This window comes from Nocardiopsis terrae (assembly GCF_014651695.1).
Taxonomy (GTDB): Bacteria; Actinomycetota; Actinomycetes; order Streptosporangiales; family Streptosporangiaceae; genus Nocardiopsis; species Nocardiopsis terrae.
This window is the reverse complement of sequence record NZ_BMXJ01000001.1, coordinates 825,568-839,509: the sequence shown is the minus strand read 5'-3', so window position 1 is coordinate 839,509 and position 13,942 is coordinate 825,568. Positions and strand designations below refer to the sequence as shown.

At 71.9% G+C, this 13,942-nt stretch carries 12 protein-coding genes, 2 tRNA genes and 1 other RNA gene; 9 read left to right on the top strand and 6 right to left on the bottom strand.

From position 1 onward, the window contains the following. Positions 1-295: 295 nt before the first annotated feature. The 4 genes from IE195_RS03870 to IE195_RS03855 all read left to right on the top strand — a co-directional run bounded on the left by IE195_RS03870 (position 296) and on the right by IE195_RS03855 (position 1,924). Positions 296-796: a tRNA adenosine deaminase-associated protein gene (locus IE195_RS03870; protein WP_191267943.1), complete on the top strand. Its 501-nt coding sequence runs from the start codon at positions 296-298 to the stop codon at positions 794-796. A 42-nt stretch (positions 797-838) separates the two neighbouring features. Next, the gene (locus IE195_RS03865; protein ID WP_191267942.1) at positions 839-1,327 is read left to right on the top strand and encodes a tRNA adenosine deaminase-associated protein; all 489 of its coding nucleotides are present in this window, start codon (positions 839-841) and stop codon (positions 1,325-1,327) included. Positions 1,328-1,376: 49 nt separating this feature from the next. Next, entirely contained in the window at positions 1,377-1,829 is a 453-nt protein-coding gene (locus tag IE195_RS03860; protein ID WP_191268079.1) for a nucleoside deaminase, read from the top strand. A gap of 10 nt (positions 1,830-1,839) precedes the next feature. After that, positions 1,840-1,924 (top strand) — tRNA-Ser (locus IE195_RS03855). 103 nt (positions 1,925-2,027) lie between these two features. Here the strand turns inward: IE195_RS03855 and IE195_RS03850 are convergent. The 3 genes from IE195_RS03850 to IE195_RS03840 form a co-directional block, all read right to left on the bottom strand. Next, a complete protein-coding gene (locus IE195_RS03850; RefSeq protein ID WP_191267941.1) occupies positions 2,028-2,597 on the bottom strand; it encodes a PadR family transcriptional regulator in 570 nt (189 codons plus the stop codon). Between the two features lie 22 nt (positions 2,598-2,619). Continuing rightward, positions 2,620-4,635: an NADPH-dependent 2,4-dienoyl-CoA reductase gene (locus tag IE195_RS03845; protein WP_191267940.1), complete on the bottom strand. Its 2,016-nt coding sequence runs from the start codon at positions 4,633-4,635 to the stop codon at positions 2,620-2,622. Between the two features lie 162 nt (positions 4,636-4,797). Next, the gene (locus IE195_RS03840) at positions 4,798-5,589 is read right to left on the bottom strand and encodes an SGNH/GDSL hydrolase family protein (RefSeq protein ID WP_191267939.1); all 792 of its coding nucleotides are present in this window, start codon (positions 5,587-5,589) and stop codon (positions 4,798-4,800) included. Between the two features lie 204 nt (positions 5,590-5,793). Here IE195_RS03840 and IE195_RS03835 point away from each other — a divergent pair, with 204 nt between their 5' ends. Next, positions 5,794-7,533, top strand: coding sequence for a pyruvate dehydrogenase (locus tag IE195_RS03835; RefSeq protein WP_191267938.1), 1,740 nt, complete (start codon positions 5,794-5,796; stop codon positions 7,531-7,533). Between the two features lie 514 nt (positions 7,534-8,047). Next, complete coding sequence (locus tag IE195_RS03830; protein WP_229826065.1) at positions 8,048-8,836, top strand: S1 family peptidase; 789 nt, start codon at positions 8,048-8,050, stop codon at positions 8,834-8,836. Between the two features lie 139 nt (positions 8,837-8,975). Here the strand turns inward: IE195_RS03830 and IE195_RS03825 are convergent. Next, positions 8,976-9,063: transfer RNA gene (locus IE195_RS03825), tRNA-Ser, on the bottom strand. 107 nt (positions 9,064-9,170) lie between these two features. On the opposite strand from IE195_RS03825, the gene ffs reads away from it, so the two are divergent. Continuing rightward, an RNA gene (ffs, locus tag IE195_RS03820) (signal recognition particle sRNA small type) lies at positions 9,171-9,266 on the top strand. Between the two features lie 118 nt (positions 9,267-9,384). Further along, entirely contained in the window at positions 9,385-11,595 is a 2,211-nt protein-coding gene (locus IE195_RS03815; protein WP_191267937.1) for a DNA polymerase III subunit gamma and tau, read from the top strand. Positions 11,596-11,611: 16 nt separating this feature from the next. Here IE195_RS03815 and IE195_RS03810 read toward each other — a convergent pair whose 3' ends face one another. Continuing rightward, positions 11,612-12,223, bottom strand: a complete 612-nt coding sequence (locus IE195_RS03810; protein ID WP_191267936.1) for a TetR/AcrR family transcriptional regulator — start codon at positions 12,221-12,223, stop codon at positions 11,612-11,614. Between the two features lie 123 nt (positions 12,224-12,346). Here IE195_RS03810 and IE195_RS03805 point away from each other — a divergent pair, with 123 nt between their 5' ends. Further along, positions 12,347-12,544, top strand: coding sequence for a DUF6243 family protein (locus tag IE195_RS03805; RefSeq protein WP_191267935.1), 198 nt, complete (start codon positions 12,347-12,349; stop codon positions 12,542-12,544). A 114-nt stretch (positions 12,545-12,658) separates the two neighbouring features. Here the strand turns inward: IE195_RS03805 and IE195_RS03800 are convergent, their stop codons facing one another. Next, positions 12,659-13,807, bottom strand: a complete 1,149-nt coding sequence (locus IE195_RS03800; protein ID WP_191268077.1) for a methyltransferase domain-containing protein — start codon at positions 13,805-13,807, stop codon at positions 12,659-12,661. Positions 13,808-13,942 lie beyond the last annotated feature (135 nt).

Genomic DNA, 13,942 nt, shown 5'->3' with positions numbered 1-13,942 from the left:
GCGGTTGAGGGGGCGAGGGGCCAGCCCGAGTCTAACCGCGCGTATCACCCGGACCAGGGCGCCGAGGCGCCTCGCCGCCTCCGCCCGTACCGCTTCGGGCGCCCCTGACCGGGGGCCGCCGGGAACGGGATCGGCCACGGGGGCGCGGGAGAGGCGCCTGTCGTGAGAACGTTGGGTCCGTTCCACGGTGGACGAGGGGCTACGGCGAGGTGGGAGTGATCGTTACCATGACACTCGCACGGACGAGCCGGGCTCCTCTCGTCCGCACCGAAACACCGTCCGGGTTGGGGTGACGATGACAGTGCTCGATCATGGTGACGACGACTCGGGTGACTTCGCGGCCGTCGCGTACAGGGAAGAGGAGTACTGGGATGTCGATCTCCTCCCCGTCGCGCTGACGCACGACCTCAAAGGGCTCATCCACGCCCTGCGCCAACAGCCGAGCATCAGCGGTTCCCTCGGCCTGGTGTCGGTCGGCGACGACTTCTTCATCATCGTCCGGGTGTACGGCGGCGAGGTCTCCCTCTTCCTGTCCGACGTGACCGCGTCGGTCGACTGGCAGGTCGCCAGGGACGTCCTGGACTACCTGGACATCGACCTTCCCGACGATGACGACCTCGACCAGGTCCTGCCCGCGGGGGACCTGTCCGTGGTCGCGGACCTGGGTCTGGACGAGATGGAGCTGGGCGCCCTCGCCGGCGACCTGGACCTGTACCCGGACGAGGTGCTGGCCAGCGTGGCGGAGCGGTTGGGATTCGCCCAGTCCTTCCAGCGTGTCCTGGACGTGATGGGGTAGGGATCGCCTGGAAAACGACCTGGAGAGACAGGAGGGCACGCGGTGTCGACGTTCGCAGCCGTCTTCGCTCCGAACGGGAAGACCTGGCGGGGAAGTGAGGTCGATCTCGGTGACGTGGACGCCATCGACGACGTCACCGATCTCATGCTGGACTTCGCCACGGAATGGGCCACCGATCTGACCCTTCTGCTCGTCGAGGCGGACGACGAGTGGTTCGCCGTCGTCCGGGTGGACGAGTCGGGCACCGACCCGAAGGTCTACCTCTCCGACGGCCGGGTCGTGCACGACCACCCGTTGGCCGAGGTGCTCTCCGAGGCCGGGGGGCTGGGCGCCCCGCAGCCCGCCGAGAGCGCGGGCGCCCGGCCCGACCCCAGGCCGGACGGGGACGGTGACCTGCTCACCGACCTCGGAGTGACCGAGGATGAGCTCGCCTCACTGTCCGTGGGCGGCGGTGTGCTGCCCAGCGACGTCCTCGCGGTGGTCGCCGAACGCTCGGGATTCGCCGACCTCCTCGACTCGATGAGGCTGTGAACGGGTGGGGGGCCTGCCCGAACTCGACCGGGACGCGCTCGACGACGCGATGCTCGCCGCCCTGGCCGAAGCCGAGCTCGCCCCCGAGACCGGTGACGTGCCGGTCGGTGCCGTGGTGCTGGGCCCGGACGGGACGCTCCTGGGCCGTGGCCGCAATGAACGCGAGGCGACCGGGGACCCGACCGGACACGCCGAGGTGCTGGCGCTGCGCGCGGCCGCGGGAACGCACGGACAGTGGCGCCTGTCCGGTTGCACCCTGGTGGTCACTCTGGAGCCCTGTGTGATGTGTGCGGGGGCCGTGGTGCTCTCCCGGGTCGACCGCCTGGTGTACGGGGCGCGCGACGCCAAGGCCGGAGCGGTGGGTTCGATGTGGGACCTGGTCCGCGACCCCCGGCAGAACCACCGTCCCGAAGTCGTTCCACCGGATCTGATCAGCGAGGACGTCGCCGCGAGGTGCTCGGATCTGCTGGTTCGGTTTTTCGCACGGCGCCGTATCCGGTAGAGTTTCTCTCGGTGGATTCGCCTAGTGGCCGATGGCGCCCGCCTCGAAAGCGGGTAAGGGGCAACCCTTCGAGGGTTCAAATCCCTCATCCACCGCATCAGCCGCCCCCGGCAGTCGCCGGGGGCGGCTTTTTCGTGCGCCGGGACCCTGCCGCGGGCGGCGCGCCGGGCCCCGGAAGGCGGTACGCCGGGCCGGACCTCAGGTGGTGGGTCCGCAGGCCTGCTCGGCCGGTTCGGGGCGGTCGAGGCCGTCGATGGCCTTGTCGAGCCAGTTCACCCAGAAGAGTTCGAGGTCGATGCCGCCCTGGAGCACCAGGCCGTGGACGCGGTCCCGTTCCGTCCCGTGCCCGCGGGCCGCGTCGCGCTGCTGGAACTCCCGGTACTCCGCCAGGCGGGCGGCGTGCAGTTCACGGTGGCGGCGCAGTTCGGAGATCAGGCCGTCACCGACCCCCACGACCCCGGTCGCGCGCAGGCGCAGCAACAGGGGGTCGCGGGGGTCGCGGGGCTCGTCCCGTCCCTCGACCCAGCGCTCCAGCTCCGCCCGCCCCGAGGGCAGCACCTCGTACTCCTTGCGCTGGCCCCGGGTGGGCGAGTCGGCGGGCAGGGCCCGGATGAGCCCGGCCTTCTCCAACTTGCCCAGCTCGCGATAGATCTGCTGGTGGGTGGCGGACCAGAAGTAACCGATGGAGCGGTCGAACCGCCTGGTCAGTTCCAGTCCGGAGGAGGGCTTCTCCAGCAGGGCGGTCAGGATCGCGTGGGGCAGGGACATGAGCGCATTCTAGGCGGGGTGGTCACAGGGCGGCGGCGAGTTCGGTGCCCTGCTTGATGGCGCGCTTGGCGTCCAGTTCCGCAGCCACGTCGGCGCCGCCGATCAGGTGGACGGTGCGTCCGGCGGCGGTGAGCTCGTCGGCCAGTTCGCGGCGCGGGTCCTGGCCGGCGCAGACCACCACGGTGTCGACGTCGAGCAGGCGCTCCTCGCCGTCCACGGTCAGGTGCAGGCCCTCGTCGTCGATCCGGCGGTAGTCGGCGCCAGCGACCATCTCCACGCCGCGGTGGCGCAGCTCCAGCCGGTGGATCCACCCGGTGGTCTTGCCCAGCCCCTTGCCGACCTTGCTGGTCTTGCGCTGGAGCAGGTGGACCGAGCGGGGCGGTGCGGTGCGCTCGGGGGCGCCGAGGCCGCCGCGCTCCCTGTAGTCGGTGTCCACGCCCCACTGCCGGAAGAACTCTTCGGGGTCCTGGCTGGCGCCCTCGCCGCCGTCGGTGAGGAACTCGGCCACGTCGAAGCCGATGCCGCCCGCACCGATGACCGCGACCTTCTCGCCGACCGCGGCGCCGCCGCGCAGCACGTCCACGTAGCTGACCACGCTGGGGTGGTCGACGCCCGGGATGTCGGGGGTGCGCGGGGTGACCCCGGTGGCGATGACGACCTCGTCGTAGCCGTCGAGGTCGGCCGCGGAGACCGTGGTGTTCAGGCGGACGTCGACACCGTGCTTGGCGAGCTGGACCCGGTAGTAGCGGAGGGTCTCGTTGAACTCCTCCTTGCCGGGCACCCGGCGGGCCATGTTGAGCTGGCCGCCGACCGCGTCGGCGGAGTCGAAGAGGGTGACGCTGTGGCCGACCTGGGCCGCCGAGACGGAGAAGGCGAGCCCGGCGGGGCCGGCGCCGACCACGGCCACGTTCCGGCGGGTCCGGGTGGGGGACAGGACCAGTTCGGTCTCGTGGCAGGCGCGCGGGTTGACCAGGCAGGAGGTGATCTTGAGGCTGAACGTGTGGTCCAGGCAGGCCTGGTTGCAGCCGATGCAGGTGTTGATCTCCTCCGACCGCCCCTGCGCGGCCTTGGCGACGAACTCGGCGTCGGCGAGCATCGGGCGGGCGAGGGAGACCATGTCGGCCCTGCCCTCGGCGATGATCTGTTCGGCGATCTCGGGGGTGTTGATGCGGTTGACCGCGACCAGGGGGACCGTCAGCTCCTTCTTGAGGCGCTGGGTGATCCAGGTGTAGGCGCCGCGCGGCACGGAGGTGGCGATGGTGGGGACGCGGGCCTCGTGCCAGCCGATACCGGTGTTGATGATGTCGGCTCCGGCCGTCTCGACCCGCTTGCCGAGTTCGACGACCTCGTCGTAGGTGGAGCCGTCGGGCACCAGGTCGAGCATGGAGAGCCGGTAGATGAGGATGAAGTCCTCGCCGACGCGCTCGCGGACGCGGCGGATGATCTCCAGGGGGAGGCGGACGCGGTTGTCGAAGGAACCGCCCCAGCGGTCCTCGCGCCGGTTGGTGGCGGGCGCGATGAACTGGTTGATGAGGTAGCCCTCGGAGCCCATGATCTCGACGCCGTCGTACCCGGCGCTGCGGGCGAGTTCGGCGCAGCGGGCGAAGTCCTCGATGGTGCGCTCGATCTCCTCCTCGGTGAGCGCGTGCGGCACGAAGGGGCTGATCGGCGCCTGGAGGGCGCTGGCGGAGACGGACTCCTCGCTGAAGGCGTAGCGGCCGGTGTGCAGGATCTGCATGGCGATCCTGCCGCCCTCGCGGTGCACGGCCCCGGTGACGACCCGGTGCTCGGCGGCCTCCTCCTCGCTGGTGAGCTTGGCGCTGCCGCCGTGGGTGGCGCCCTCGGGGTTGGGGGCGATGCCGCCGGTGACGATGAGGCCGACGCCGCCGCGGGCGCGCTCGGCGTAGAAGGCGGCCATCCTCTCGAACCCGTTGGGCGCCTCTTCGAGGCCGACGTGCATGGAGCCCATGATCACGCGGTTGCTGAGGGTGGTGAAGCCCAGGTCCAGGGGTTCCAGAAGGTGGGGGTACTCGCTCATGACGTCTCCTCGCGGGGTGCCTCGCGGCCGGTGTCCTGCCGGCCGCCTTCATTATGCAACAAGTTGCACAATGAAGCGCACGGGGGTTCCGGTAAACCCCGCGCGGGCGGGCCCCGGGGCCTCACTGAGCCCCGGAGGGGGCAGTGATCGGCCGGGAACGGTTCAGGACCCTTCGCCGCAGAGGACCACCGGAAGGGGCGCGGGGCGCTTGGCGGTCCGGCCGTCACCGGAGGACCGGCCCCGGACCCGGCGCACCACCCAGGGGCCGAGGAACGAACCCAGCCATCGGACCTCAGCCGCGACGGTCCGCAGGACCCCGGGCGCGGGCAGCGGCGGCAGCGGGTCCGCCCAGGAGTCGTCGCTGCCGGGGATGCCGAGCGCGTGCGCCACCGCCCCGGCGATCCGTTCGTGGCCCTCGGGGGAGCAGTGCAGCCGGTCGCCCCGCCAGAGGCGACGGTCCGTGGCGACCTCGTGCAGGGCGGTGTCGGCCACCGCCACCCCGTGCCGCTCCGCCGCCTCGCGCACACGTGCGTTGAAGTCCAGTACGCGCGGAACCAGGGGCCTGGCCAGCGGGGCGATCCTCGCGATGTCGGGGAAGGTCAGCGTGGCCACCCGCGCGCCGACCCCGGTGAGTTCGGCGAACATCGTCTCCAGGTGGCCGACGACCGCGCCGGCGTCGTACCCGGGGCGGATGAGGTCGTTGACCCCGGCGAAGACCGTCGCCACGTCCGGGCGCAGCTCCAGGGCGTCCTCGAGCTGCTCCGTACGGACCTGCTCGGCCAGGCGGCCGCGCACCGCGAGGTTGGCGTAGTCGACCCGTGCCCCGGTGGCGGCCAGCCGTTCCGCCAACCGGTCCGCCCACCCCCGGTAGCCGGACTCCTCGTCGCCGTCCCCGAGCCCCTCGGTCTGGCTGTCCCCGAGCGCGACGTAGCGCAGGTCCCCGTCCAACCTCATGTCCCGCCCCTTTCCTGGTTACCACCGAACAATAATCAAAAAGACGACTATGAACCCTGTGCGCCACCCGGGTTCGGACGACCCCCGTCCCGGCGCCGGAAGACCGGAGCGTGGCGGTCCGGCACATCCGCTCGGGACGCTCCTAGCGTTGTCCGGGGGCGGGAACCCGGCCCCCGGCCGCGCCGCGCCCCGGGAGGGTCCGTCTTGACCAGGAACACCGTCGCCGAACAACTCGTACGAACACTGCTCGCCGCGGGTGTCACCCGTGTCTACGGGGTCGTGGGGGACAGCCTCAACCCGGTGGTGGACGCCGTCCGCTCCACCGACGGCATCGAGTGGGTCCACGTCCGCAACGAGGAGGCCGCCGCCTTCGCCGCCTCCGCACAGGCCCAGGTCGACGGGGGGCTCGCCGTCTGCGCCGGGTCCTGCGGCCCCGGCAACACCCACCTCGTCCAGGGGCTCTACGACGCCCAGCGCAGCGGCGCCCCGGTGCTCGCGCTGGCCTCGCACATCCCCTCGCACCAGATCGGGACCGGTTTCTTCCAGGAGACCCACCCCGAACGGCTCTTCGGTGACGTCACCGAGTTCCGCGAACTGGTCTCCCACCCCGACCAGATGCCCCGGCTGGCCCGGATCGCCGTCCAGCACGCCCTCGGCACCCCCGGCGTGGCCGTACTCGTCCTGCCCGGGGACGTCGCCGGGCGCGCGGCCAGCGGCCCCGCCGACACCACACCCGTGACGGCGGGCCGGGCCACCGCCTGGCCGAGCGAGGACGACGTCCGCGAGCTCGCGCGCCGGATCAACGAGGCCGACACGGTCTCCCTGTTCTGCGGTGCCGGGGTCCGCGGCGCGCACGAGGAGGTCGTCACCCTCGCGGACCAGGTCAAAGCACCGGTCGGGCACACCCTGCGCGGCAAGGAGTGGATCCAGTACGACAACCCCCACGACGTCGGCATGATCGGGCTGCTCGGTTACGGCGCCTGCTACGAGGCGCTCCAGGACGCCGACCTCACGGTCCTGCTCGGCTGCGACTTCCCCTACGACGACTTCCTGCCGAGAAGGAACGTCGTCCAGGTGGACCGCGACCCGCGCCGCCTCGGCCGCCGCGTCCCGCTCCGGCTCGGCGTCCAGGGGGACGTCGCCGCGACCCTGCGCGCCCTGCGGCCGCTGGTGCGCAGGAAGACCGACGACTCCTTCCTCCGTGACATGCTCCGCCGCCACGAACGCGCCCTGACCCGGGTCGTCGACGCCTACACGAAGAACATCCAGCACCACGCCCCGATCCACCCCGAGTACGTGGCGAGCGTCCTCGACTCCCTGGCCCCGGACGACACGGTGTTCACCGTCGACACCGGGATGAACAACGTGTGGGCCGCCCGCTACCTCACCCCGAACGGCCGCCGCCGCGTGATCGGCTCCTTCACCCACGGCAGCATGGCCAACGCCCTGCCGCACGCGATCGGGGCCGCCTACGCCGCGCCGGACCGCAAGATCGTTTCCATGTCCGGTGACGGCGGCCTGAGCATGCTCCTCGGCGAGCTCATCACCGTCCGGCAGCACGACCTGCCCATCACCACGGTGGTCTTCAACAACTCCTCGCTCGGCATGGTCCGGCTGGAGATGATGGTGGACGGCATGCCCGCCTTCGAGACCGACCACGCCCCGGTGGACTACGCGGCGGTCGCGGAGGCCATGGGGATGCGGGCGATCCGGGTGGAGGAGCCGCAGGACGTGCGGGAGGCCCTGCACCAGGCGCTGCACGCGGACGCGCCCGTGCTGGTGGACGTGGTCACCGACCCCAACGCGCTGTCGATGCCCTCCCGGATCACCGCGGACCAGGTCACCGGGTTCGCCCTGTCGGCCGGGCGCACCGTGCTCCGGGGCGGTGTGGGGTCGATGATCGACCTCGCCCGATCCAACCTGCGCAACATCCCCCGGCCGTAGATCGGCCTGACCCGTCCACAGGTCGCCAGGCCGGTCAATCCCCGTGTCGCCTATCCGGAATCGGCTGCCCCACTTCCCCGGAAGGCCTTGCGGCGGGTCTGCGGTCTGGTGCCCACCACCGTGCGGAGGCGTTCGCGGAAGGCGGTGGGGGGAGCCGGAACCCGTCTGCGCGGCGACGTCGGTCGAGTACCCGTAGGTACCTGTGACGGGCCATCCTCCAAGGCGCCGAGAAGCCTTCACCGCCCGTTTCAGGGGGTTTGCCGGCGGCCGGAGCCGAGATGACGCGAAAGGCCTGAGAGGCGCGCCCGCAGGCCGACCTTCGTAAGCCGAAAGGCGTTGCGGGGCCGACTTTTGTAGGGGGGCGAGTTGGCTCTCGCGGACGATGTCCGGACAGGGCAGACTTCCTAGGGTTGTGCGTGACAGAAAGCAATGGCTTGGTCACTGGTGCAACCTGAGGGATGGGTCGGACATGGTCGGTATTCGCGGGAACGGGAACGGACGAAACCGGGGTCGCGTGGCGGCAGCCGCGGGGGCGACGGGACTGGCAACGCTGCTCGGTGCGGTGGTGCTGGCCGCCCCCGCCTCCGCTGTCCTCGGCGGGGTCGACGCCACCGAGGAGTATCCGTTCGTGACCGCCCTGTTCGACGACCAGGGCCTGCACTACTGCGGGGGGGCGCTGATCGATGAGCAGTGGGTGCTCACCGCCGCCCACTGCTCCGACTCCGACCTGCTGGTGACGGAGGGTATCTCCGTGCGGGTGGGCAGCAACGACATCGGCGAGGGCGGCAGCGAACGCGAGGTGACCAAGGTGGTCCAGCACCCGGACTACGAGGCGCAGGACGTCAGCGACGACCCCGACTACCCCCACTCGTTTCTCCTCGTAAGCAAGGACCTCTCACTGCTGAAGCTGGACTCCCCGGTCGATCAGGCGCCCGTTCGCGTCGCCGGGGACCGGCCGGAGCCGGGTGCGGCGGTGCGCGCCCTCGGCTGGGGTGTGGTCGATGAGCTCGGCTGGGAGCCCAAACCGGAGATCCTGCAGCAGCTCGACACCGAGATCGTGCCCGACGACCGGTGCGCGGAGCTCGACGGCGACCTGTGCTCCGAACACCCCACCGATGAGGCGCAGGTCTGCTCGACCGACTCCGGCAGCCCTGTGATCCGCGGCAGTAGGGGGGACTGGGAGCTGGTCGGTTTGGTCAGCCGTGACGGCGACTACGACGAGAACGTGGCCTGCGTGGGCCCGTGGGTCTTCACCGAAGCGGCCAAGCACGGCGACTGGGTCGCCAGCACGGTCGGGAAGTAGCCCGCCTTCCGGTCCCGGCAGTGCCGCGGCGCGGAGCCACCGGGAGGGCTTCGGCGACCTGACCCCGAGGCGGAGACCACCAACGACGAAGGCCCCGACCGCTGTGCGATCGGGGCCTTCCGTCTGCCCTGGTGGGCTGTGGCGGAGGATAGGGGATTCGAACCCCTGAGGCGTTGCCACCAACACGCTTTCCAAGCGTGCGCCCTAGGCCACTAGGCGAATCCTCCGTGGACAACTCTACAGGCTTTCCGGGGGTGCTCGGAACGTGTCCCGACGGCGGCCGGACGGCGGCCCGTCCCGGGTTGCGGGGGTGCCCGGTTCGGATACACTCGGGGCAGACCCCTCGTGCGGCGTCACCCTACGAACCTCCCCAGGGCCGGAAGGCAGCAAGGATAAGTGGGCTCTGGCGGGTGCGCGGGGGGTCCTTTCTTGTTTCTGGGGGACCTCGCCCCGGAGCCGCCCCCTCCCGGTTTCCCGAACCCGGCGCGAGTTGTCACCGCCAACGGGTTGAATGGGACCGTGGCAGGGACCAGGGGAGTGATCACACCGTGAGCATCGCGCTGTACCGCAAGTACCGTCCCGCGACGTTCGGTGAGGTGCGCGGTCAGGAACACGTGACCGACCCGCTGCGCCAGGCGCTGCGCAGCGGACGTATCAACCACGCCTACCTCTTCAGCGGGCCGCGCGGCTGCGGAAAGACGACCAGCGCGCGCATCCTCGCGCGCTCCCTGAACTGTGTGGAGGGCCCCACCCCGGACCCGTGCGGGACCTGTGACTCCTGTGTGTCGCTCGCCCCCGACGGCGGCGGCAGCATCGACGTGATCGAGATCGACGCCGCCTCCCACGGCGGTGTCGACGATGCCCGCGACCTGCGGGAGCGCGCGTTCTTCTCGCCGGTCAACTCGCGCTACAAGATCTACATCATCGATGAGGCGCACATGGTGACCCGCGAGGGTTTCAATGCGCTCCTCAAGCTGGTGGAGGAACCCCCGCCGCACCTGAAGTTCGTGTTCGCCACCACCGAGCCCGAGAAGGTCATCGGCACGATCCGTTCGCGGACCCACCACTACCCCTTCCGGCTCATCCCGCCGAGCACCCTCAAGGAGCTCATGGAGGACCTCCTCAAGGAGGAGGGCCTGTCCTACGACCCCGCCGCGCTGCCCCTGGTGGTGCGGGCCGGGGCCGGTTCGGCCCGGGACACCCTCTCCGTCCTGGACCAGCTCATCGCCGGTTCGGACGAGGGCGGTATCACCCGTGAGGGCGCCGTCTCCCTGCTCGGCTACACCGACTCCAGCCTGCTCGGCGAGATGGTCGACGCCCTGGGCGCACGCGACGGTGCCGCAGCGTTCGGCCTGGTCGACCGGATCGTCGAGGGAGGGCACGACCCGCGCCGTTTCACCACGGATCTGCTGGAGCGCTTCCGGGACCTCGTGGTGCTCGCCGCCGTCCCGGACGCCCTGGACAAGGGGCTGGTGAACGTCTCCCCGGAGTCCGTGGAGCAGATGAAGGACCAGGCCGCCCGGATGGGTCCGGCCGAACTGTCCCGCGCCGCGGACATCCTCAACCAGGGGCTGACCGAGATGCGCGGGGCGACCGCGCCCCGCCTGCTCCTGGAACTCGTGTGCTCGCGGATCCTGCTGCCCGCCACCGACGGCGCCCAGGGCACCGCTCTGCTGGCCCGCCTGGAGCAGTTGGAGCGCCAGCTGGCCTCCGGCGCCGTCGCTCCTGCCGCACAGGCTCCCGCGACCCCCGCCCCCGCTCCACCGGCACCTCCGACGCCTGCCGCCGCCCCGGCCGCTCCCGCCAGCGGGCCCGCGGCGCCCGCGACCCCTGCTCCGCAGCCCGCGGCTCCGGCCCGCCCCAGCGCCCCCGAACCCGCGCCGAGCCAGCCCCGGCAGGCGCCCGCCGGTGAACCCGGCGGCTGGGACGCCCCGCAGCGGAACCGGTCCGAACCGGCCCAGGGTGCGACCGCGCCCGCGGCCGGCGGAACACTCGACCTGGGCCGTATCCAGGGGGCCTGGTCCCAGATCCTGGAGGCGGTCAAGGGACGCCGCCGGTTCACCTGGATGGTGCTGTCCGGCAGCGACGTCCAGCCGGTCGGTGTCGAGGGCAACAGCGTGCTGCTCCGCTTCAACAAGCCCAACGAGGCCAAGGGGTTCACCAACAGCGGCAGTGACCAGGTCGTCGCCGGGGCGATCCAGCAGGTTCTCGGTGTCGAGGTCCGCGTCGCCCCCGCCGGAGGCAACACGCCCGCACCTCCGCGTCGCGCGGAACCCGCTCCGCGCCCCGCCGCCCCGCCCACGGCCGAGCCCGCGGGCTGGGACGCGCCCGCCCCGGCCCCGGAGGCGGGACCCGCTGCCCCCGGCCCCGGCCCAGCCCAGGCGTCCGCTCAGCCCGCCGGGCCGCCGCCGGACCGCATCGTGACCGGCCTCCAGGAACCGCCTCCCGACCCGTACGAGGACGGCGCCTCGGCCCCGCCGCCGGACGAGGGCGGTTTCGGCCGCCCCGACCAGCGCGGGCAGTCCGGTGCTCCGGTGTCCGGGTCTCCGGCGCGCAACGCCCCGGAACGGCAGGCACAGGCCCCGAAGGCGCCCACGACGGGCGACCGGGGCGGCGCTCCCGCGTCCAACGGTCCGGCCTCCGGCGCCTCGAAGGGCGGTTCCGGCGGGGGCTCCGGCGGCGGCGCGTCACTCATCGAGACGGAGCTCGGCGGGAAGCTGCTGGAGGAGATCGAGCACGGCGCCGCACCCGGGGCCTAGCTCGGGGGCAGGCTGCTCAGGGGCGCAGGCCGCGCAGCACCGTGTCCACCAGCCGGTCCACGTACTCGTGGGTCAGCGGTCCGGTGCGCAGCAGCCACCGGTGGTTGATCGGACCGCTGAGCATCTCCGCGGCGAGTTCGAGATCGGCCTCCGGAGCGATCTGACCGGCCGCCCGGCCGGAGCTCAGCCGGTCCCGGACCGCCCGGTTGTTGGGTTCGACGAGCCGCTCGGTGACGGCCCTGGCGAGCTCCTCGTCGTGCTGGATCTCCGCGGTGAAGGCCCGGGTGGTCCGGTCCGTCTCCGGGTCGGTGAACTCGTCGGCGGTGGCGCGGAAAACGGTCTTGAGGTCGGCGGCCAGGTCCCCGGTGTCGGGCAGGGGAGCCCCGGCGGTGGCGCCGGTCAGCCGGGTGAACACGTCGAAGACCACGGCGGCCTTGGAGGGCCACCAGCGGTAGATGGTCTGTTTTCCGACCCTGGCCCGGGCGGCGATGGCCTCCATGGTCAACTTGGAGTACCCGACCTCACCCAGCAGCTCGGCGGCGGCGTCGAGGATGGCGTTGCGCGCGCGTTGGCTGCGACGTCGGGGGTCCGGGGACCGTCGCGTCTGTTCAGCGGTGTTGTCGGCCATGGCCCCACGGTATCCGTATCCGACGAAAAAGACGAGACGTATCGTCTTGCATCCGGTAGGATCAGGGACACGAGACGGAACGGGGATCCCCGTCCCGTCGATCTCTGACAGGAGGCCAAACACATGGCCAAGAACAGCGACAACCTTCTCGGGATGGGTGGCCAGCGCGCCACCGTCTCCCGCTCCGCGCTGCGCGGCGGCAAGGGCGGGGCCGGGGGCGGCCCCAGCGAAGAGGCCCGTGAGCGCAGGCAGGAACTCCTGAGCAAGCTCCGGGAGAGGCAGTCCGCACAGGTGGCCGAGGGGGCCGAAGCCCAGTCGTGAACGCCCGGCGGCCCCCGTCGGCAGGTCGGATCCGAGGGGCCGCCGCGTCCTCGCGGACGAAAGCTCCCGCAACCGCCCCCGGAACCCTCGGAGAGGGCTCCGGGGGCGGCCGGTTCAGTCCGGCGGGCCGACCGGCCACGAGTGCCCGTCCGGTGAGTCCAGCCACACCCGCTGCCCCCCGTCGGTCTCCACCGCCAGGCCGAACCGGTCCGGCCCCGGCTCCCCCAGACGGGACCATCCGGCCAGGGCCTCCTCGACCTCGTCCCAGATGCTTCTGGGCCCGCCCTGCTCGATCATCCACGAGGTCCCGTAGGGATAGATCCGCACCCACGAGCTCCCGCCCCGGTCGCACAGCCACATCCCCGAACCCGTGCCGATCCACCGTCGCCGCATCCGCCAGTTCGGGACCATCACCGACACCGCGAAGGCCGAGGCGAAGGCCAGCATCGGAGCGACGGGATCGGTCTGGGTGAGCCGGTACTCGTCCGGCTGCTGCCCGGAGTCCCGGACGGGCGGCGGGACCGGGCCGGGCGTACGCAACGGGACGAACCCCACACCGCCGTGGAACGTCCCCAGGGCCGCGCCCCCAGCCTGCCGTTCGAGCCGCATGAGTACCCCCGCGTTCTCCAGCAGCCCCCACGGGCACACCACGAGTCCGCCCTCGGCGAGCTGGTCGAGCCAGGCCCCGGGCACCCTGCCCACCCCGCACGCACTGATGATCCGGTCGAAGGGCCCCGCCTCCTCGAACCCCTCGTGCCCGTCGGCCAGATGGGTCCCGGGGGACAGGCCCGCCTCGCGCAGCGCCCGCCGGGCCGCGCCCAGCAGCCTCTCGTCGATCTCCACGGAGGTGACGCCCGCGTCGCCGAGGCGGTGGGCGAGCAGCGCGGTGTTCCACCCCGTCCCGGTGCCGACCTCCAGCACCCGCTGCCCGTTCGCGAGGTCGGCCAGTTCCAGCATCCGGGCGAGCACGGTCGGCGCGGAACTGTACGAGGTGGCGGCGGTCCGGTCGGCTCCGCGCTGCCGCGGCACCTCCGTCTCCTCCACCCGGGTGACGATCGCGTTGTCCGTGTAGACGGCGGTCAGCCAGCGGTCGGGGTTGCCCGTGGCGCTCAGGGAACCGCCGTTCGCGGTCAGGGCGCCGGACTCCGGGATGAACAGATGGCGGGGCACGGACCGGAAGGCGTCGACGAGTGCCGCGTCGCTCAGCAGGCCGTCCGCGATTATCGCCTCGATCAGAGCCGAGTTGCGCTCTCTGGCGGTCAACACGTCCTCAGTCCCCTGTTGCTCTCGCTGTTCAAGGACGGTGCCCGAGGACACCTCAGGGGCCAACGGGCCCACGGGGCATTCTTTCAACCGAACGTGACATTCGCGCTACCCCTCGCTCTTTTCGCTGGTGAA

Excerpts from the sequence above, each read along its gene's own strand:
- IE195_RS03870 (WP_191267943.1), top strand. The coding sequence starts at position 296 with ATGACAGTGCTCGATCATGGTGACGACGACTCGGGTGACTTCGCGGCC.
- IE195_RS03860 (WP_191268079.1), top strand. The coding sequence starts at position 1,377 with ATGCTCGCCGCCCTGGCCGAAGCCGAGCTCGCCCCCGAGACCGGTGAC.
- IE195_RS03850 (WP_191267941.1), bottom strand. The coding sequence starts at position 2,597 with ATGTCCCTGCCCCACGCGATCCTGACCGCCCTGCTGGAGAAGCCCTCC.
- IE195_RS03845 (WP_191267940.1), bottom strand. The coding sequence starts at position 4,635 with ATGAGCGAGTACCCCCACCTTCTGGAACCCCTGGACCTGGGCTTCACC.
- IE195_RS03840 (WP_191267939.1), bottom strand. The coding sequence starts at position 5,589 with ATGAGGTTGGACGGGGACCTGCGCTACGTCGCGCTCGGGGACAGCCAG.
- IE195_RS03810 (WP_191267936.1), bottom strand. The coding sequence starts at position 12,223 with ATGGCCGACAACACCGCTGAACAGACGCGACGGTCCCCGGACCCCCGA.
- IE195_RS03805 (WP_191267935.1), top strand. The coding sequence starts at position 12,347 with ATGGCCAAGAACAGCGACAACCTTCTCGGGATGGGTGGCCAGCGCGCC.